The sequence below is a fragment of the Pseudomonas sp. AN-B15 genome (assembly GCF_019056475.1).
Classification (GTDB): Bacteria; Pseudomonadota; Gammaproteobacteria; order Pseudomonadales; family Pseudomonadaceae; genus Aquipseudomonas; species Aquipseudomonas parakoreensis.
Genome location: NZ_CP049737.1, coordinates 627,613 through 646,492 on the forward strand (window position 1 = coordinate 627,613; position 18,880 = coordinate 646,492).

An 18,880-nucleotide genomic window follows, 5' to 3' on the forward strand; every position below is an offset into this window, starting at 1 on the left:
GAGTGCCATCAAATTAATGGCGTCAGACGTAGAGGGATTCACAGTGTCGGCCGTTCTCTCACTGTTACAAAGCCGTTTGTTGCGGCCCGTGTTCGTTACCCTTGGTATCGCCCTTTTGGTGCAAGTGCTGGTGGCAGTCGCCCTGACACGAAGCACGGTCACGGCGCTGGAAGCCGACCTCGGCACTCGTCTGGGTGCTGATAGCCAGAAGCTTTCAAGCGAGCTGGAGCAGGCCGGGCGTGAAGTCACCTCCAGCCTCGACAACCTTTCCTCAAGTACCCGGCAACGTCTGACCGCTGGTCTGTCCGCGCGTCTGAAGGATGAGCAGGCACAACTGCGTGCGACGCTGGAAAAAGACCTGAAGGATTCGGCCAATGACATGGCCCAGTTGCTCGCCTCAGTGGCGCCACGCGCCATGTGGGACAGCGACGTGCCGACCCTGTCGGAATTCGCCCGCCGCGCCCAGCGCAATCCCAACGTGCTGTTCGTGGTTTACGACGACGCCACCGGACAACACCTGACGCGTTATCTCAATCGCGAAAACCCGATCAACAAAGCCCTGCTGGAAAAAGGCCAGGGCGAGCGTGCGCTGGACAAGGTGCTGGACGCGGCGAAGAACGATCCGTCGGTCTACTACCTCGAAGCGTCGATCAACCCTAACGGCGTGGAAATCGGCAGAGTGCTGATGGGCGTCTCGACCGCGTCGGTGGAAACCGATCTGGCGGCGCTCGACCAGCGCTTCTCGGCGCTGATCGCCAGCAGTGATCAACTGGTGGGCGACAGCCTCAAAGGCGCAGCAGCGGACAGCGCGACTGCGATGCAGGCACGCCTGCAGTCGGCGCAATCCACCGCTGCCGAAATGAAAGCCAATACCAGCAGCACCGTGCAGGATGCCGCCGCGACCTTGCGCTGGCGGATCGGCATGGGCCTGGCGCTGGTCGGTTGCGGCGTGTTGCTGTTGCTGGCGGTGGTGCTCGGGCATCGAGTGGTCAATCGTCTGAAAATGCTCAACGCAGCGATGGACGATCTGGCAGCGGGCGAGGGCGACCTGACCAAGCGCGTGCAGATCAACAGCAAGGACGAAATCGGCGACATGGCCTCGGCAGTCAATCGCTTTGTGGATAAGTTACAGCCGATCGTGCGCGAGGCGGGCGATGTGGCCCAGCGTACCGGCGTGGAGATCGGTGCGATGACCCTGCGCAACGCCGGTGCCGATGCCGCGGCCGGGATGCAGCGTGATGAAGTGGCGGAGAGCCTGCGCGCGCTGTCGCAGATGGCCGACGAAGCACAATCGGAAAGCCACGCCATGCAGGCGGCGTTGAAGCAGGTGGTGGATATTCGCCAGGCCACCGATGAAAACACTCGCACCTCGGCGAAGGTCGGCAGTTTGATCGAGGCGCTGGCCGGGCAGGTCGACACCGGGGCGAAAGTCATCGAGCGACTGGCGCAGCAGAGCGAACAGATTGAAGTGGTGTTGACGGTGATTCACGGCATCGCCGAGCAGACTAACCTGTTGGCCTTGAACGCGGCGATCGAAGCGGCGCGGGCCGGTGAGACCGGGCGCGGTTTTGCGGTGGTTGCGGATGAAGTGCGCGCCTTGGCGAGCAAGACGCAAAGCTCGACGGGCGATATCCAGGCGCACATCGTCGCGTTGCAGCAAGGCGCGCGTGAGGCGGTCGAGGCGATTGGTCAGGCCGGGCGGCAGGCCAGCGAAGGGTTGCTGGTGTTACGCGACAGCGCACGGTTGCAGCAGTCAGTGCAGGCATCGGTCGAGCAGGTGCACGCGGCGATTGGTCTGGCGACGCAGGCGGCGGCGCATCAGGCGCAGGGCGCGCAGGCAGTGCGCGGGCGGGTCGAGACGATTCATGCACAGGCCGAGAAAGCGGCGCAAGCGGTGGTGGAAACCACGGCCAGTGGCAAGGTGCTGGATGGGTTGGCGGCGCAGTTGAAGGCCAGCCTCGGACAGTTCAGGGCTTAAATCAAAAGATCGCAGCCTGCGGCAGCTCCTACATGGGGATTTGCATTTCCCTGTAGGAGCTGCCGCAGGCTGCGATCTTTTAGCGGCTCAGGTACATACGGGTCGTCAGCAGATACACCGGCAACCCCGACACCACAATCAACAGCGCCGCATAAGGCGCAGCCGCCGCAAATTCGACATTCGCCGTATGCGCCCAGACCTCGGTCGCCAGCGTGTTAAGCCCGGTAGGGCTCAGCAGCAGCGTCGCCGTCAGTTCCTTCATCGCATCCAGAAACACCAGCGCAAACGCCGCGCCCAGTGCCGGGAAAATGATCGGCAGGGTCACCCGGCAAAACGCGGTGAACGACGATGCGCCCAGCGTGCGTGCCGCTTCTTCCAACTGTGGCGCAGCCTTGTTCAGTGCCGTGCGAATTGGCGCCTGCGCCAGCGGCAGAAACAGCAGCGCATAGGCGATCAGCAGCAGCGCCGACGTTTGGTACAACGCCGGCACGTAATGCAGGGCGAAATACACCAGCGTCAACGCAATCACCAGGCCCGGCAAGGCGTGGAGCAGATACGGCAAGCGCTCGGCCCAGAGCGCCAGTTGGCCCTTGTAACGCACCACCAGCAGTCCGACCGGCACCGCCAGCAGCAGGCACAGCGCTGCGCCACCGAGCGACAAGGCCAGCGAAGACAGCAGCGCCTCTGTGATCGCTGCGACCGGGAAGGCTGCCGATGAGCCAACCGCCAGCCAGTACGCGAGCATGCCCAGCGGAATTCCGCTGCCGACAATCGCCAGCAACAGGCAATACAACTGACCGACAATAGCCCACGGCCTCAATCGCACTTGTTCGGCCTGACGTGCCGCGCCCTGGCCAGTGCGTACATGGCGACCTTTGCCGCGGACACGCAGCTCCAGCCACAGCAGCATCAGACACAAGGCGAGCAACACTGCCGACAGCATTGCCGCGTTGGCGTTGCTGAATTCCAGTTCGAATTGCTGATAGATCGCGGTGGTGAAGGTTTGCAGGCCGATGATCGACAGCGCGCCGAACTCGACCAGCATGTGCAGGGCAATCAGTAGCGAACCGGCCAGCAGCGATGGCCAGAGCAACGGCAGAGTGACGCGGAAAAACACGCCCCAGCGGTTCTGTCCCAAGGTGCGAGCCGATTCTTCAAGGGACGGATCAAGGTTGCGCAGGGTTGCCGCGACCGGCAGAAAGATCAGCGGATACTTCGACAGGCTCATCACCAGAATCGCCCCGCCGAGGCCTTCGAACTGCGCGCTCAACGATACCCAGGTAAAGCTGCTGACGAACGCCGGTACCGCGAACGGCAGGCACAGAATCACGCCCCACAGGCGTCGTCCCGGCAGATTGCTGCGCTCCAGCAGCCACGCCAGTGACAGGCCGATCACGCCGCACGTCAGCGTCACGCCAACCATCAACGCCAGCGTGTTGCGCAGCAGGCCAAACACATACGGGCGCCACAGCAAGTGCAGCGCCTCGGCCCAGCCGGCCTGCCAGGCTTTCAGCCCGACATAGGCCAGCGGCAACAGGCTCAGCACCACCAGTAGTAAAACCGGCAGCACCAGCCAGATCGATGGCCGCTTGCGGCGTGGCACGTAACCCCCGCGCGCGGCGGGGGCGGATAACGATGCGGTCATCAGTTCAGGCCAACTTCACGTTCCAGTTCCAGGGCTTCCTCAGCGTTGCCCAAATCGGCCGGGGTGACATTCGGCGCTTGCAATTCGCTGAATGGCTTGAGGCCGCGATCCGATTCCATGCCCTTGTGCAGCGGGTATTCGGCGGTGGTCTGGGTGATCACGCGCTGACCCTCTTCGCTGGCCATGTAGGCAAGGAATTGCTGAGCTTCTTTTGGATGTTTGCTGGATTTCAGCACGGCAGCACTGGACACGGTAATCAGTCCGCCGACATCGCCGCCGGTGAAGTAATGCAGTTTCGAGTCGAGTTTGCCTTTCTCGCGCTGCAGGGCGAACCAGTAGTAGTTGTTCACCAATACGGTGGCGACCTCACCATTTTCCACGGCTTTGAGGGCTACCATGTTGTTGCTGTAGGTCTTGCCGAAAGCGCGCAGGCCGGTCAGCCATTCTTCGGCGGCGTCGCGACCGTGCATCTTGATGATTGCCACGGCCTGTTCCTGAAAGGCGCCGCTGGTCGGGACGAAGCCGACTTTGCCTTGCCACTTCGGATCGGAGAATTCCATCACCGACTTCGGCAGGTCTTTTTCGGCGACCAGTTTCGGGTTGTAGGCAACCACGCGAACCCGCGCGGTGACACCGATCCAGGTGCCGTTGCCGGCAACGTATTCTTTCGGCAGCACGGCCAGCGTGGCGTCATCGGTCTTGGCCAGCAGGCCTTGCTCGCCGAGGTTGTTCAGTGGTGGGGATTCTTCGGTGTAGATCACGTCGGCGGGGGAGCGGTCGCCTTCTTCGATGACCTGGCTGGCGAGCTGGTTGCTGCTGCCTTTGCGTACATTGACGTGAATGCCGGTCTTGGCTTCGAAAGCCTTGGCGATCGCATCGCCGACTTCCTTGTGTTGACCGTTGTAGAGTGTCAGGGAAACCGCATCGGCTGCCTGGGTGAGGGGAGTGGCGAGTGCCAGGCCGAGCAGGGTGAAGGTCAAGCCGCGGCGCAGGGTATTTCGAAACATCATTCGCAGGGTTCCTCACTGTCGCATTGCAAAAACTTGCAACAATGATAAACGATATTGTTTCTCAAGTGCGCCTTGCGGGCTGCCGCCAGCTCTGGTACGGCGCATTCGCAGAAATGTAGGAGCTGCCGAAGGCTGCGATCTTTTGATCTTTTTTTAAAAGCAAAGATCGCAGCCTTCGGCAGCTCCTGCAGGGTCGGGGCGCAAGTTTTCAAATGCCAGAAACGCAAAAACCCGCTTTCGCGGGTTTTTTGGAAACTCAACGTCGTAACCTTGAGTTTGAATTGGTGCCCAGAAGAAGACTCGAACTTCCACGACCGTAAGGTCACCAGCACCTGAAGCTGGCGTGTCTACCAATTTCACCATCTGGGCATTCATCGCGAGCGTTGCCGCTGTTGATGTGGCGCACTATACGGAGCGCTTTTTGATCTGTAAACCCCTGATTTAATTTTAATTAATCGGGTTTGACAAAACCGTTCCCCGGAATGCAAAAAACCCGCTTTCGCGGGTTTTTGTGTGAGTCTTGAAACTGTTCTAGTCTCAAACTCGAAATTGGTGCCCAGGAGAAGACTCGAACTTCCACGACCGTAAGGTCACCAGCACCTGAAGCTGGCGTGTCTACCAATTTCACCACCTGGGCATCTCGTCAACGTGTGTACGTCGTCGATGGCGCGCACTATACGGAGCGCCTTTTTAACTGTAAACCCCCGGCAGCAAAAAAAATGATTTTTTTTACCGGCGGTGTTCAAAAGGGCTTTCAGGCGTCGATACAAGGCTTCAGAAGGGCCTTATAGAGTCGGAAATTTCCCGTTTGATGACGCCTATGCCAAACTAACCCGCATATAGACAAGGTGAAAACTCTCTAATGGCCGATTGGCAGTCCCTCGATCCCGAGGCCGCTCGTGAAGCGGAAAAATATGAAAACCCTATTCCCAGCCGCGAACTGATCCTTCAGCACCTTGCTGATCGGGGTTCGCCTGCTGCCCGCGAGCAACTGGTCGAAGAGTTTGGTCTGACCACCGAAGACCAGATCGAAGCCCTGCGCCGCCGCCTGCGCGCCATGGAGCGCGACGCTCAACTGATCTACACCCGCCGTGGCACCTATGCACCGGTAGACAAACTCGATCTGATCCTCGGTCGCATCAGCGGTCACCGCGACGGCTTCGGCTTCCTGGTGCCGGACGACGGCAGCGACGATTTGTTCATGAGCCCGGCGCAAATGCGGCTGGTGTTTGACGGTGACCGTGCCCTGGCTCGGGTTTCCGGTCTCGACCGTCGCGGTCGCCGGGAAGGCGTGATCGTCGAAGTGGTGTCCCGTGCCCACGAGAGCATCGTAGGTCGCTACTTCGAAGAAGGCGGCATCGGTTTCGTCGTGGCCGACAATCCGAAGATTCAGCAGGAAGTGCTGGTGACTCCGGGTCGCAACGCCAACGCGCAAATCGGTCAGTTCGTCGAGGTGAAAATCACCCACTGGCCGACGCCGCGCTTCCAGCCGCAAGGCGATGTGATCGAAGTGGTCGGCAACTACATGGCGCCGGGCATGGAAATCGATGTCGCGCTGCGTACCTACGACATTCCGCACGTCTGGCCTGAAGCGGTGCTGAAAGAAGCCGCCAAGCTCAAGCCTGAAGTCGAAGAAAAAGACAAAGAGAAGCGTGTCGACCTGCGCCATCTGCCGTTCGTCACCATCGACGGCGAAGATGCCCGCGACTTCGACGACGCGGTCTACTGCGAAGCCAAACCGGGCAAACTGCGTCTGTTCTCCGGTGGCTGGAAGTTGTACGTGGCGATTGCCGACGTTTCCAGCTACGTGAAGATCGGTTCGGCGCTGGACAACGAAGCCCAGGTGCGCGGCAACTCGGTGTACTTCCCCGAGCGCGTGGTGCCGATGCTGCCTGAGCAGCTGTCCAACGGCCTGTGCTCGCTGAACCCGCATGTCGACCGTCTGGCCATGGTTTGCGAGATGACCATCTCCAAGTCCGGCGAAATGACCGACTACTGCTTCTACGAAGCGGTGATCCATTCCCACGCCCGCCTGACCTACAACAAGGTCAGCGCGATGCTGGAAACCCCGAAAGCCACCGAAGCACGCAAGCTTCGCGGCGAATACACCGACGTGGTGCCGCACCTCAAGCAGCTCTATGCGCTGTACAAAGTGTTGCTGGCTGCCCGTCACGTGCGCGGCGCGATCGATTTCGAAACGCAGGAAACCCGGATCATCTTCGGTTCCGAGCGCAAGATCGCCGAAATCCGTCCGACCACCCGCAACGATGCGCACAAGCTGATCGAGGAATGCATGCTGGCGGCCAACGTGGCCACTGCCGAATTCCTCAAGAAGCACGAAATCCCTGCGCTGTACCGCGTCCACGACGGCCCGCCACCGGAGCGTCTGGAAAAACTGCGCGCCTTCCTCGGCGAGCTGGGCCTGTCCCTGCACAAAGGCAAGGAAGGACCGTCGCCGAAGGACTATCAGGCCCTGTTGGCGAGCATCAAGGACCGTCCGGACTTTCATCTGATCCAGACCGTGATGCTGCGCTCCCTGAGTCAGGCGGTGTACAGCGCCCAGAACGAAGGGCACTTCGGCCTGAATTACGAGGCCTACACCCACTTCACCTCGCCGATCCGTCGTTACCCGGACCTGCTCACGCACCGCGCGATCCGCAGCGTGATCCATTCGAAGCAGGACACGCCGCACGTTCGCCGTGCCGGGGCGATGACCATTCCGAAGGCGCGTATCTACCCATACGACGAAGCCGCACTGGAACAGCTCGGCGAGCAGTGCTCGATGAGCGAGCGCCGTGCCGACGAGGCCACCCGCGACGTGGTGAACTGGCTCAAGTGCGAGTTCATGAAGGATCGCGTCGGCGAATCGTTCCCGGGCGTGATCACGGCGGTGACCGGTTTTGGTCTGTTCGTCGAGCTGACTGACATCTATGTCGAAGGCTTGGTGCACGTCACCGCGCTGCCGGGCGATTACTACCACTTCGATCCTGTGCATCACCGTCTCGCGGGCGAGCGCACCGGCCGCAGCTTCCGCCTCGGCGATACCGTTGAAGTGCGCGTGATGCGCGTCGACCTCGACGAGCGCAAGATCGACTTCGAGATGGCCGAAAAAACCATCAGCGCGCCGATTGGTCGTAAGAAACGTGGCGCCGATACCGCAGCGCCTGCGACCAAGGCTGTGGAAGACAAGGCTCCGGCGAAAACCGCCAGCCGTCGTCCAGCCAAAGAGAAAGCCGTCGAGGCCTATCGCCCGAGCGATGCCGTGGCGAAAAACGCCGAGCTGCGCAAAAGCCGTGAGTTGAAGAAGGCCTTGCTGGCCGAAGCCAAAAGCGGTGGTAAAGCGGCGTCTGGGGGAAAGACCGGACGGTCGACGCCTGACAAGGCCGTCGGCGGCAAGCCAGCCAAACCGAGCAAACACCGTAAAGGCCCGCCGAAAGCGGGTTCGGCTCCAGCCAAAAGTGGCGGGTCGCGTAAACCGAAGGCGAAGTCATGAGTCAGTTGGAAAAAATCTACGGCGTTCACGCGGTGGAAGCGTTGCTGCGTCACCACCCGAAACGCGTCAAGCAGATCTGGCTGGCCGAAAGCCGCAATGATCCGCGCGTGCAGACCCTGATCGAACTGGCCAACGAAAATCGTGTGCAGATCGGTCAGGCCGAGCGCCGCGAAATGGACGCCTGGGTTGAAGGCGTGCACCAGGGCGTGGTGGCGGAGGTCAGCCCGAGCCAGGTCTGGGGCGAGGCGATGCTCGACGAACTGCTCGACCGCACCGAAGGCGCACCGTTGTTGCTGGTGCTCGACGGCGTGACCGACCCGCACAACCTCGGCGCCTGCCTGCGTTCGGCGGATGCTGCCGGCGCGCTGGCGGTGATCGTGCCCAAGGACAAGTCGGCAACCCTGACGCCCGTGGTGCGCAAAGTGGCCTGCGGCGCGGCAGAAGTGATTCCGCTGGTGGCGGTGACCAACCTGGCGCGCACTCTGGAAAAGCTCCAGCAGCGCGGTCTGTGGGTGGTCGGCACGGCGGGGGAGGCCGAGGTCAGCATTTATGACCAGGACCTGACCGGCCCGACCATCCTGATCATGGGTGCCGAAGGCAAAGGCATGCGTCGCCTGACCCGCGAGCACTGCGACTATCTGGTGAACCTGCCGATGGCTGGCAGCGTCAGCAGCCTTAATGTGTCCGTGGCGACCGGCGTGTGCCTGTTCGAAGCGCAGCGTCAACGCGGCGCCAAGGCCAAAGTTGCCGCGAAGAAGTAATCTTGAGCTGAAATCGGTTCAAATGTGGGAGCGAGCCTGCTCGCGAAAGGGGTGTGTCAGACGACAATAATGTTGCCTGATAGATCGCATTCGCGAGCAGGCTCGCTCCCACAGTGTTTTGTGTCAGGCCGAAGATCGGTGATTGTTCAAATAATCACCAATTGCCTTGCACCTCTGCAGTCCCTTCTCTACAATTGCGCCCCTTGCTGTGACGGCAGGCACGCATGTGCCCCGCGCCAGCAAGTCCATAAGTGTCATTCACTCCTTGTCTGACCGTTTTTGAGCGGCAGGCTACAACCCGTAAGGAGCATTCATGCGTCATTACGAAATCATCTTTCTGGTCCACCCTGACCAGAGCGAGCAAGTCGGCGGCATGGTTGAGCGTTACACCAAGCTGATCGAAGAAGACGGCGGCAAAATCCACCGTCTGGAAGACTGGGGCCGTCGTCAACTGGCCTACGCAATCAACAATGTTCACAAGGCTCACTACGTGATGCTGAACGTTGAGTGCACTGGCAAGGCCCTGGCCGAGCTGGAAGACAACTTCCGCTACAACGATGCTGTGATCCGTAACCTGGTCATCCGTCGCGACGAAGCCGTTACCGGCCAGTCCGAGATGCTCAAGGCTGAAGAAAACCGCAGTGAGCGCCGTGAGCGTCGCGACCGTCCTGAGCACTCCGACGCTGATGGCGTTGAGGGTGATGACAGCGACAACAGCGATAACGCTGACGAGTAATCCACGGACCTTTTAAGGAGCCTATCAAATGGCACGTTTCTTCCGTCGTCGTAAATTCTGCCGCTTCACCGCTGAAGACGTGAAAGAGATCGATTACAAAGATCTCAACACTCTGAAAGCCTACGTATCCGAGACCGGCAAAATCGTTCCAAGCCGCATCACCGGTACCAAAGCTCGTTATCAGCGTCAGCTGGCCACCGCTATCAAGCGCGCCCGCTTCCTGGCCCTGCTGGCCTACACCGACAGCCACGGCCGCTGAGACCGGGCAGTCGACAAGTAGCAAAGGATTGAATGCATGCGTGCCTTAGCTGAGTTCATCATGCGCGGCCGCATGCAGGCCACTCTCGTAGTGGCCGGGTGTGCAACATTGCCGTTGTTGTATTGGTTGGGTGCTGCCGCCGGGAGCCTGGTGCTTCTGCGGCGCGGACTGACGGACGCCATTGGCGTCCTGTCCCTGGGGCTGCTGCCGGCATTGATCTGGTGGCTGTATGCCGATGATCCGCGAGCACTTCTGGTGCTGCTGGGGTCTTCGGGGCTTGCGTTGGTGTTGCGCGCAAGCGAATCCTGGGTCCGCACGCTGCTGGTCAGCGTAGTGATTGGAGTGGTGTTTTCTGTGGTGCTCGGGGCAGCGTTTGCGGCCCAGATCGAGATGCTCGCGCAGGCCTTGATAAAGGTCATGCCGGCGCTTCTTGGTGAAACCTACAAGCAATTGTCGGTCGATGAGCAAGCGCGTTTCGCGTCCCTGATTGCACCGGTCCTGACCGGACTGATTGCGGCATTGTTGCAGATCGTCAGCGTGCTGAGCCTGATTATCGGGCGTCATTGGCAGGCGTTGTTGTACAACCCGGGTGGTTTTGGTCGCGAGTTTCGCGCCATCCGGATCCCGCTGGGGCCGGCGATGTTGTTGCTGGCGTTGATGCTTCTGGGCCCGAATCTCGGTGCACAGATGGCCATGTTGACGCCGTTGTGCAGCGTACCGCTGGTGTTCGCCGGACTGGCCCTGATTCACGGGCTGGTCGGGCAGAAGCGACTGGCCGGTTTCTGGCTGGTGGGGTTGTACGTCACGCTGCTGTTGTTCATGCAGCTGCTCTATCCGTTGCTCGTGGTTCTGGCCATTGTCGACAGCCTGATTGATTTTCGCGGTCGTCACGTGTCGAAAGGCACCGATAACGCGAACGGTGAAGGTTAAAAGTTAAGAGGATTTCCACATGCAACTGATCCTTCTGGAAAAAATCGCCAACCTGGGCAACCTGGGCGACAAAGTAAACGTTAAGGCCGGTTACGGCCGTAACTACCTGCTGCCTTTCGGCAAAGCTACCGCTGCGACCGCTGCCAACCTGGCTGCGTTCGAAGAGCGTCGCGCTGAGCTGGAAAAAGCCGCCGCAGACCGTAAAGCATCGGCTGAAAGCCGTGCTGCCCAACTGGCCGAGCTGGAAGTGACCATCACTGCCACCGCTGGCGACGAAGGCAAGCTGTTCGGTTCGATCGGTACTCACGACATCGCTGACGCACTGACCGCCTCCGGCGTTGAAGTTGCGAAAAGCGAAGTTCGTCTGCCGAACGGCACCATCCGCAACGTGGGTGAATTCGACGTGGCTGTGCACCTGCACGCCGAAGTTGAAGCCACCGTACGCGTTGTCGTGGTAGCAGCTTAAGCAATACTTGTCGGCTGGCACCCTCGGGTGCTAGCCGGTAACATCGGGCACGATCCTGTTTACAGGTCGTGCCCTTTGTCTTTCTGGTACTCCCGTTTTCAACCCTGACTCCAAGTGGCCATGAACGAAATCACCGCTCCCGAGCAATACGATCTGCAAACCGCCGCGCTGAAAGTGCCGCCGCATTCCATCGAGGCCGAACAGGCTGTACTCGGTGGTCTGATGCTGGACAACAACGCCTGGGAACGCGTGCTCGATCAAGTCTCCGACGGCGATTTCTACCGGCATGACCACCGCCTGATCTTCCGTGCGATCGCCAAACTGGCCGATCAGAACATGCCGATCGACGTCGTGACCCTTGCCGAGCAACTGGACAAGGAAGGTCAGACGTCCCAGGTTGGCGGCCTCGGTTACCTTGGCGAGCTGGCGAAAAACACGCCGTCCGTCGCCAACATCAAGGCCTATGCGCAGATCGTTCGCCAGCGGGCGACGTTGCGCCAGTTGATCGGCATCAGCACCGAAATCGCCGACGCCGCCTTCAACCCCGAAGGTCGTACCGCCGAAGAGATCCTCGACGAGGCCGAACGGCAGATCTTCCAGATCGCTGAGGCGCGCCCCAAGACCGGCGGGCCGGTGGGCGTCAACGAACTGTTGACCAAGGCCATCGATCGCATCGACACCCTGTTCAACACCGCCGACTCGATCACCGGCCTGTCCACCGGTTATACCGACCTTGACGAGAAGACCAGCGGCCTGCAACCGGCCGATCTGATCATCGTCGCCGGCCGTCCGTCGATGGGTAAGACCACCTTCGCCATGAACCTGGTGGAAAACGCCGTACTGCGCAGCGACAAGGCGGTGCTGGTGTACTCCCTCGAGATGCCAGGCGAATCGCTGATCATGCGTATGCTTTCGTCCCTGGGGCGTATCGATCAGACCAAGGTGCGTTCCGGCCAGCTGGAAGACGACGACTGGCCGCGCCTGACCTCGGCGGTCAATCTGCTCAACGACCGCAAGCTGTTCATCGACGATACCGCCGGCATCAGTCCGTCGGAAATGCGTGCGCGGACCCGGCGCCTGGTTCGCGAACATGGCGACATCGGTCTGATCATGATCGACTACCTGCAGCTGATGCAGATTCCCGGTTCCAGCGGCGACAACCGGACCAACGAAATTTCCGAAATCTCGCGATCTCTGAAGGCCCTGGCCAAGGAATTCAACTGCCCGGTGGTGGCGTTGTCGCAGCTCAACCGTTCCCTGGAGCAACGTCCCAACAAGCGTCCGGTGAACTCCGACTTGCGGGAATCCGGAGCGATCGAGCAGGACGCCGACGTCATCATGTTCGTGTACCGGGACGAGGTGTATCACCCGGAAACCGAGCACAAGGGCATCGCCGAAATCATCATCGGCAAGCAGCGGAACGGCCCGATCGGCTTTATTCGCCTGGCGTTTATCGGTAAGTACACCCGCTTCGAAAACCTCGCGCCGGGCAGTTACAACTTCGACGACGACGAGTAACGTCGAGCACCTGTGGCGAGGGAGCTTGCTCCCGATCGGCTGCGCAGCAGTCGAATTCTGGGGGCTGCTTCGCAACCCGGCGGGAGCAAGCTCCCTCGCCACAGGTAAAGCACAATTTCCGACCATAGCCGTCGGAATTGGTCAAAATTTGTGCTATATTCCGCGCCCGCGAAATTCAATGAAAGCCAACACCGGTTATCGACATGCAAGCAGCCAAGCCGTTATTTGACTATCCAAAGTACTGGGCCGAATGTTTCGGGCCAGCGCCATTCCTGCCGATGAGCAGGGAGGAGATGGATCAGCTCGGCTGGGATTCCTGCGACATCATCATCGTCACCGGTGATGCCTACGTCGATCACCCGTCGTTCGGCATGGCGATCATCGGCCGGCTGCTGGAGTCCCAGGGCTTCCGCGTCGGGATCATTGCCCAGCCGAACTGGCAGTCCAAAGACGATTTCATGAAGCTCGGCGAGCCGAACCTGTTCTTCGGCGTCGCGGCCGGCAACATGGACTCGATGATCAACCGCTACACCGCGGACAAGAAAATCCGTTCCGACGACGCCTACACGCCGGGTGGCATGGCGGGCAAACGTCCGGACCGCGCGAGCCTGGTCTACAGCCAGCGCTGCAAAGAGGCGTACAAGCATGTGCCGATCGTTCTCGGCGGCATCGAGGCGTCCCTGCGTCGCATCGCCCACTACGACTACTGGCAGGATCGCGTGCGCAACTCGATCCTGATCGACGCCAGCGCTGACATTCTGCTGTACGGCAACGCCGAGCGGGCCATTGTCGAAGTGGCCCAGCGCCTGTCCTACGGGCACAAGATCGAAGACATCACCGATGTGCGCGGCACCGCGTTCATCCGCCGTGACACGCCGCAAGGCTGGTACGAAGTCGATTCCACGCGCATCGACCGTCCGGGCAAGATCGACAAGATCATCAACCCGTACGTCAACACCCAGGACACCCAGGCCTGCGCCATCGAGCAGGAAAAAGGCCCGGTGGATGATCCCGAGGAAGCCAAGGTCGTGCAGATTCTGGCCAGCCCGAAGATGACCCGCGACAAGACCGTGATCCGCCTGCCGTCGATGGAAAAGGTGCGTAACGATCCGGTCCTGTACGCCCACGCCAACCGCGTGCTGCACCTGGAAACCAACCCGGGCAACGCCCGCGCGCTGGTGCAGAAGCATGGCGAGATCGACGTCTGGTTCAACCCGCCGCCGATTCCGATGACCACTGAAGAAATGGACTACGTGTTCGGCATGCCTTACGCACGGGTTCCGCACCCGGCGTACGGCAAGGAAAAGATCCCGGCCTACGACATGATCCGTTTCTCGGTGAACATCATGCGTGGCTGCTTCGGCGGCTGCACGTTCTGCTCGATCACCGAGCACGAAGGCCGGATCATCCAGAACCGTTCCGAAGAGTCGATCATTCGCGAAATCGAAGAGATCCGCGACAAGGTTCCTGGCTTCACCGGCGTCATCTCCGACCTTGGCGGCCCGACCGCGAACATGTACCGCATTGCCTGCAAGAGCCCGGAAATCGAATCCGCGTGTCGCAAGCCGTCCTGCGTGTTCCCGGGCATCTGCCCGAACCTGAATACCGACCACTCGTCGCTGATTCAGCTGTACCGCAGCGCCCGTGCCTTGCCGGGTGTGAAGAAGATCCTGATTGCCTCCGGTCTGCGTTACGACCTCGCGGTCGAGTCGCCGGAGTACGTCAAAGAGCTGGTGACCCACCACGTTGGTGGTTACCTGAAGATCGCCCCGGAACACACCGAGGAAGGTCCGCTCAACCAAATGATGAAGCCAGGGATCGGTACTTACGACCGCTTCAAGCGCATGTTCGAGAAGTACACCAAGGAAGCAGGCAAAGAGCAGTACCTGATCCCGTACTTCATCGCTGCGCACCCGGGCACCACCGATGAAGACATGATGAACCTGGCGCTGTGGCTCAAGGGCAACGGTTTCCGTGCCGACCAGGTGCAGGCGTTCTACCCGTCGCCGATGGCCACCGCCACCGCGATGTACCACTCGGGCAAGAACCCGTTGCGCAAGGTCACCTACAAGAGCGACGGTGTGACTATCGTCAAGAGCGAGGAGCAGCGTCGTCTGCACAAGGCGTTCTTGCGTTATCACGACCCGAAAGGCTGGCCGATGCTGCGTGAAGCGCTGACCCGCATGGGCCGCGCCGACCTGATCGGGCCGGGCAAGAATCAGCTGATCCCGCTGCACCAGCCGGCCACCGACAGCTACCAGAGCGCCCGTCGCAAGAACTCGACGCCGGCCGGCAGCCACAAGGTCGCGAAAGAGAAGACCACCAAGATTCTCACCCAGCACACCGGCCTGCCGCCGCGTGCCAGCGACGGTGGCAACCCTTGGGACAAGCGTGAACAAGCCAAGGCTGCGGCGTTCGCCCGCAACCAGCAGGCGGCCAAGGAGCGCAAGGAAGCGGCCAAGGGCAAGGGACCGAAACCGGCGCGCAAGCCCGTCGTTCCGCGCTGAGTCGCTTTTTGTTTCAACAGAACGCCAACCTGCGGGTTGGCGTTTTTTTTCAAGGTCAAAAGATCGCAGCCTTCGGCAGCTCCTACATCGGGTCATGCGTTTCCCTGTAGGAGCTGCCGCAGGCTGCGATCTTTTGATCTTCGCCACATTTAGGCGCAACTTCCTCAATCCATTTCCCCGCATCGCCCGATTTTGGTGCTGTACTGCCCTGAGCATTCCGGGAAAGCGCCCAAGCTTCTGCATGGCATAAGTCTTGCGCGCTTTCGAATACGCTTAGGCTCGCAGGAGGCACGCCGTGTCGATTCATGTCGCATTGCATCACGTCACGCATTACCGCTACGACCGCGCTGTCGAACTCGGCCCGCAGATCGTCCGCCTGCGTCCGGCCGCTCACAGCCGCACGCGGATCTTGTCGTATGCGCTGAAGGTCTCGCCCGAGCAGCACTTCATCAACTGGCAGCAGGACCCGCAGGGCAACTACCTCGCGCGTCTGGTGTTCCCCGAGAAAACCAACGAATTGCGCATCGAAGTCGATTTGCTGGCCGAGATGGCGGTGTTCAATCCGTTCGACTTCTTCCTCGAGCCTTACGCCGAGAAAATCCCCTTCAGTTACGCCGCTGATGAGCGCAAGGAATTGGCGCCGTACCTCGAAACCCTGCCGCTGACCCCAGCCTTCAAAGCCTATCTGGAGAGCATTGATCGCACGCCGCTGCCGGCGGTGGATTTCCTGGTGATGCTCAACCAGCGTCTCAGCGAAGACATCCGCTATCTGATCCGCATGGAACCGGGCGTGCAAACCCCGGAACACACCCTCGAACAGGCGTCCGGCTCTTGCCGCGACTCAGCGTGGCTGTTGGTGCAGTTGTTGCGCAACCTCGGGCTGGCCGCGCGGTTTGTCTCCGGCTATCTGATTCAACTGACCGCCGACGTGAAAAGCCTCGACGGCCCGTCCGGCACCGACGTCGATTTCACCGACCTGCACGCGTGGTGCGAGGTTTACCTGCCGGGCGCTGGCTGGATTGGTCTGGATGCCACGTCCGGGCTGTTCGCCGGTGAAGGGCATATCCCGCTGGCCTGCAGTCCCGATCCTTCCTCAGCTGCGCCGATCAGTGGTCTGGTCGAGCCGTGCGAATGCCAGTTCAGCCACGAAATGTCGGTGGAGCGGATCTGGGAAGCGCCACGGGTGACCAAGCCCTACACCGATGAGCAGTGGCTGGCGATTCAGGCGCTCGGGCGGCAGATTGATGCCGACCTGCTGGAAGGTGATGTGCGCCTGACCATGGGCGGCGAGCCGACCTTCGTCTCTATCGACGACCCGGACGGCGCCGAATGGAACACTGCAGCGTTGGGCCCGGACAAGCGTCGCCTCTCCGCCGAACTGTTCCAGCGCATGCGCCAGCACTACGCGCCGAAAGGTCTGGTGCATTTCGGTCAGGGCAAGTGGTACCCGGGCGAGCAATTGCCGCGCTGGTCGCTCAATGGTTATTGGCGCCGTGATGGCGTGCCGATCTGGCACAACAGTGCGCTGATCGCCGATGAGCAACAGGACTACGGCGCCGATGGTGAACTGGCGGGACGCTTTCTCGCGAGTGTTGCCGAACGCCTGAAACTGCCTGCACGTTTCGTGTTTCCGGCCTACGAAGACAATTTTTATTACCTCTGGCGCGAGGGCGCATTGCCGAGCAATGTCAGCGCTGAAGATTCGCGACTTGAAGAGCCGCTGGAGCGCGCACGTCTGCGCAAGGTCTTCAATCAGGGCCTGGATAAAGTGATCGGTCAGGTGCTGCCGCTGGCGCGCACCGCCAAGGGTGATCAATGGCAGAGCGGGCGCTGGTATCTGCGCGACGAGCATTGCCGATTGGTGCCGGGGGACTCGCCGCTGGGTTACCGTCTGCCGCTCGGTTCGCAGCCGTGGGTGAAGGCCGCCGAGTATCCGTTCATTCATCCCAACGATCCGAATCAGGACTTCCCCGAGCTGCCGGACACCACTCGGCTCAACAGTCATGCCGAACCCGCCGCGAACGACGAACGTGCGCCGACAATCGACGAGTCCGCCGACTGGCTGACCCGCACCGCGTTCTGCGCCGAGGCGCGTGAAGGGCGTCTGTATCTGTTCCTGCCGCCGCTGGAGCGCCTCGAGGATTATCTGGAGCTGGTGGCGGCCATCGAGGCTACCGCCGAAGAGCTGCATTGCCCGGTGCTGCTGGAAGGTTACGAGCCGCCCAGTGACCCGCGCCTGAGCAACTTCCGTATCACCCCGGATCCGGGGGTGATCGAGGTCAACGTGCAGCCATCGGCGACGTGGGACGAACTGGTCGAACGCACGGAGTTTCTCTATGAACAGGCGCGACAGACGCGGCTGACCACCGAAAAATTCATGATCGACGGCCGCCACACCGGCACCGGCGGTGGCAACCATTTCGTCCTCGGTGGCGCGACCCCGGCGGACTCACCGTTCCTGCGTCGTCCGGATCTGCTGCGCAGTCTGATCAGCTACTGGCACAACCACCCGTCGCTGTCCTACCTGTTTTCCGGGTTGTTCATCGGCCCGACTTCGCAGGCGCCGCGTGTTGATGAAGCCCGCAATGACGCCTTGTACGAACTGGAAATCGCCTTCGCGCAGATGCCTGAACCGGGCCAAGAGTGCGCGCCGTGGCTGGTGGATCGCCTGCTGCGTAATCTGCTGATTGACGTCACCGGCAATACTCACCGCGCCGAGTTCTGTATCGACAAATTGTATTCGCCGGATGGCGCGACCGGGCGTCTTGGTCTGCTGGAGCTGCGCGCGTTCGAGATGCCGCCCCACGCGCGCATGAGCCTGGCCCAGCAGTTGTTGCTGCGCGCGCTGGTCGCACGCTTCTGGCGCGAGCCGTATGCACCGCCGAAACTGGCGCGTTGGGGCACCGAGCTGCACGACCGTTTCATGCTGCCGCACTTTATCGAGCAGGATTTCGCCGACGTCATCGTCGAACTGAACAATGCCGGTTACCCACTGCGCGCCGAATGGTTCGCCGCGCACCTGGAATTCCGTTTTCCCAAGGTCGGCGATTACGCCGTCAACGGCATCGAACTGGAGCTGCGTCAGGCGCTGGAGCCTTGGCATGTGCTGGGCGAGGAAGGTACGGCGGGTGGCACGGTGCGCTATGTCGACTCGTCGCTGGAGCGTTTGCAGATCAAACTCAACGGCCTGCCGCCGCAGCGTTATCTGCTGACCTGCAACGGCGTCCCGGTGCCGCTGCAACCGACCGGGCGCATCGGCGAGTTCGTCGCCGGTGTGCGCTTCCGGGCCTGGCAACCGGCCAATTGCCTGCAACCGACCATCCCGGTGCACGCGCCGCTGGTATTCGATCTGCTCGACACCTGGATGCAGCGTTCGCTGGGGGGCTGTCAGTACCACGTGGCGCACCCGGGCGGGCGCAATTACGAAACGTTGCCGGTCAACGCCAACGAGGCTGAGAGCCGGCGCATGGCGCGATTTTTCCGCATCGGACACACGCCGGGGAAACTTCCGATACCCAACCTGACAATCTCCGACGAGTTGCCGATGACACTCGATTTGCGACGTTTCTAAGTCCTG

General features: G+C 61.0%; 13 protein-coding genes and 2 tRNA genes. 10 read left to right on the forward strand and 5 right to left on the reverse strand.

Features of this window, described 5'->3' with window-relative positions:
- Nucleotides 1-43 precede the first annotated feature (43 nt).
- Nucleotides 44-1,978 carry a methyl-accepting chemotaxis protein gene (locus GTQ41_RS02755; protein WP_047290983.1) on the forward strand — a complete coding sequence of 645 codons (1,935 nt, stop codon included), beginning with the start codon at nucleotides 44-46 and terminating at the stop codon, nucleotides 1,976-1,978.
- 79 nt (nucleotides 1,979-2,057) lie between these two features.
- Here the strand turns inward: GTQ41_RS02755 and GTQ41_RS02760 are convergent, their stop codons facing one another.
- From GTQ41_RS02760 to GTQ41_RS02780, 5 genes are all read right to left on the reverse strand, one after another.
- Nucleotides 2,058-3,623 carry an iron ABC transporter permease gene (locus GTQ41_RS02760; protein ID WP_047290984.1) on the reverse strand — a complete coding sequence of 522 codons (1,566 nt, stop codon included), beginning with the start codon at nucleotides 3,621-3,623 and terminating at the stop codon, nucleotides 2,058-2,060.
- Nucleotides 3,623-4,633, reverse strand: a complete 1,011-nt coding sequence (locus GTQ41_RS02765) for an extracellular solute-binding protein (protein WP_047290985.1) — start codon at nucleotides 4,631-4,633, stop codon at nucleotides 3,623-3,625. The genes GTQ41_RS02760 and GTQ41_RS02765 overlap by 1 nt, the downstream gene beginning before the upstream one ends.
- Nucleotides 4,630-4,893 (reverse strand): hypothetical protein, encoded by a 264-nt coding sequence (locus tag GTQ41_RS02770; RefSeq protein WP_143519815.1) that lies wholly within the window; start codon nucleotides 4,891-4,893, stop codon nucleotides 4,630-4,632. The genes GTQ41_RS02765 and GTQ41_RS02770 overlap by 4 nt, the downstream gene beginning before the upstream one ends.
- Nucleotides 4,894-4,915: 22 nt before the next feature.
- Nucleotides 4,916-5,002 (reverse strand) — tRNA-Leu (locus GTQ41_RS02775).
- A 181-nt stretch (nucleotides 5,003-5,183) separates the two neighbouring features.
- Nucleotides 5,184-5,270: transfer RNA gene (locus tag GTQ41_RS02780), tRNA-Leu, on the reverse strand.
- 225 nt (nucleotides 5,271-5,495) lie between these two features.
- Here GTQ41_RS02780 and rnr point away from each other — a divergent pair.
- The 9 genes from rnr to GTQ41_RS02825 all read left to right on the forward strand — a co-directional run bounded on the left by rnr (nucleotide 5,496) and on the right by GTQ41_RS02825 (nucleotide 18,874).
- Entirely contained in the window at nucleotides 5,496-8,126 is a 2,631-nt protein-coding gene (rnr, locus tag GTQ41_RS02785; RefSeq protein WP_047290987.1) for a ribonuclease R, read from the forward strand.
- Complete coding sequence (rlmB, locus tag GTQ41_RS02790; protein WP_047290988.1) at nucleotides 8,123-8,887, forward strand: 23S rRNA (guanosine(2251)-2'-O)-methyltransferase RlmB; 765 nt, start codon at nucleotides 8,123-8,125, stop codon at nucleotides 8,885-8,887. Before rnr ends, rlmB begins: the two co-directional genes overlap by 4 nt.
- 313 nt (nucleotides 8,888-9,200) lie before the next feature.
- Nucleotides 9,201-9,623: a 30S ribosomal protein S6 gene (gene rpsF / locus GTQ41_RS02795; protein WP_003221133.1), complete on the forward strand. Its 423-nt coding sequence runs from the start codon at nucleotides 9,201-9,203 to the stop codon at nucleotides 9,621-9,623.
- Between the two features lie 28 nt (nucleotides 9,624-9,651).
- Nucleotides 9,652-9,882 (forward strand): 30S ribosomal protein S18, encoded by a 231-nt coding sequence (rpsR, locus tag GTQ41_RS02800; protein WP_002551829.1) that lies wholly within the window; start codon nucleotides 9,652-9,654, stop codon nucleotides 9,880-9,882.
- 36 nt (nucleotides 9,883-9,918) lie between these two features.
- Nucleotides 9,919-10,812, forward strand: coding sequence for a hypothetical protein (locus tag GTQ41_RS02805; protein ID WP_047290989.1), 894 nt, complete (start codon nucleotides 9,919-9,921; stop codon nucleotides 10,810-10,812).
- A gap of 19 nt (nucleotides 10,813-10,831) precedes the next feature.
- Complete coding sequence (rplI, locus tag GTQ41_RS02810) at nucleotides 10,832-11,278, forward strand: 50S ribosomal protein L9 (protein ID WP_003186385.1); 447 nt, start codon at nucleotides 10,832-10,834, stop codon at nucleotides 11,276-11,278.
- Nucleotides 11,279-11,398: 120 nt separating this feature from the next.
- Nucleotides 11,399-12,796, forward strand: coding sequence for a replicative DNA helicase (gene dnaB / locus GTQ41_RS02815; protein WP_041065665.1), 1,398 nt, complete (start codon nucleotides 11,399-11,401; stop codon nucleotides 12,794-12,796).
- 203 nt (nucleotides 12,797-12,999) lie between these two features.
- Nucleotides 13,000-15,303 carry a YgiQ family radical SAM protein gene (locus GTQ41_RS02820; RefSeq protein ID WP_041065663.1) on the forward strand — a complete coding sequence of 768 codons (2,304 nt, stop codon included), beginning with the start codon at nucleotides 13,000-13,002 and terminating at the stop codon, nucleotides 15,301-15,303.
- Nucleotides 15,304-15,598: 295 nt separating this feature from the next.
- Nucleotides 15,599-18,874 (forward strand): DUF2126 domain-containing protein, encoded by a 3,276-nt coding sequence (locus GTQ41_RS02825; RefSeq protein ID WP_047290990.1) that lies wholly within the window; start codon nucleotides 15,599-15,601, stop codon nucleotides 18,872-18,874.
- The last annotated feature ends 6 nt before the right edge of the window (nucleotides 18,875-18,880 follow it).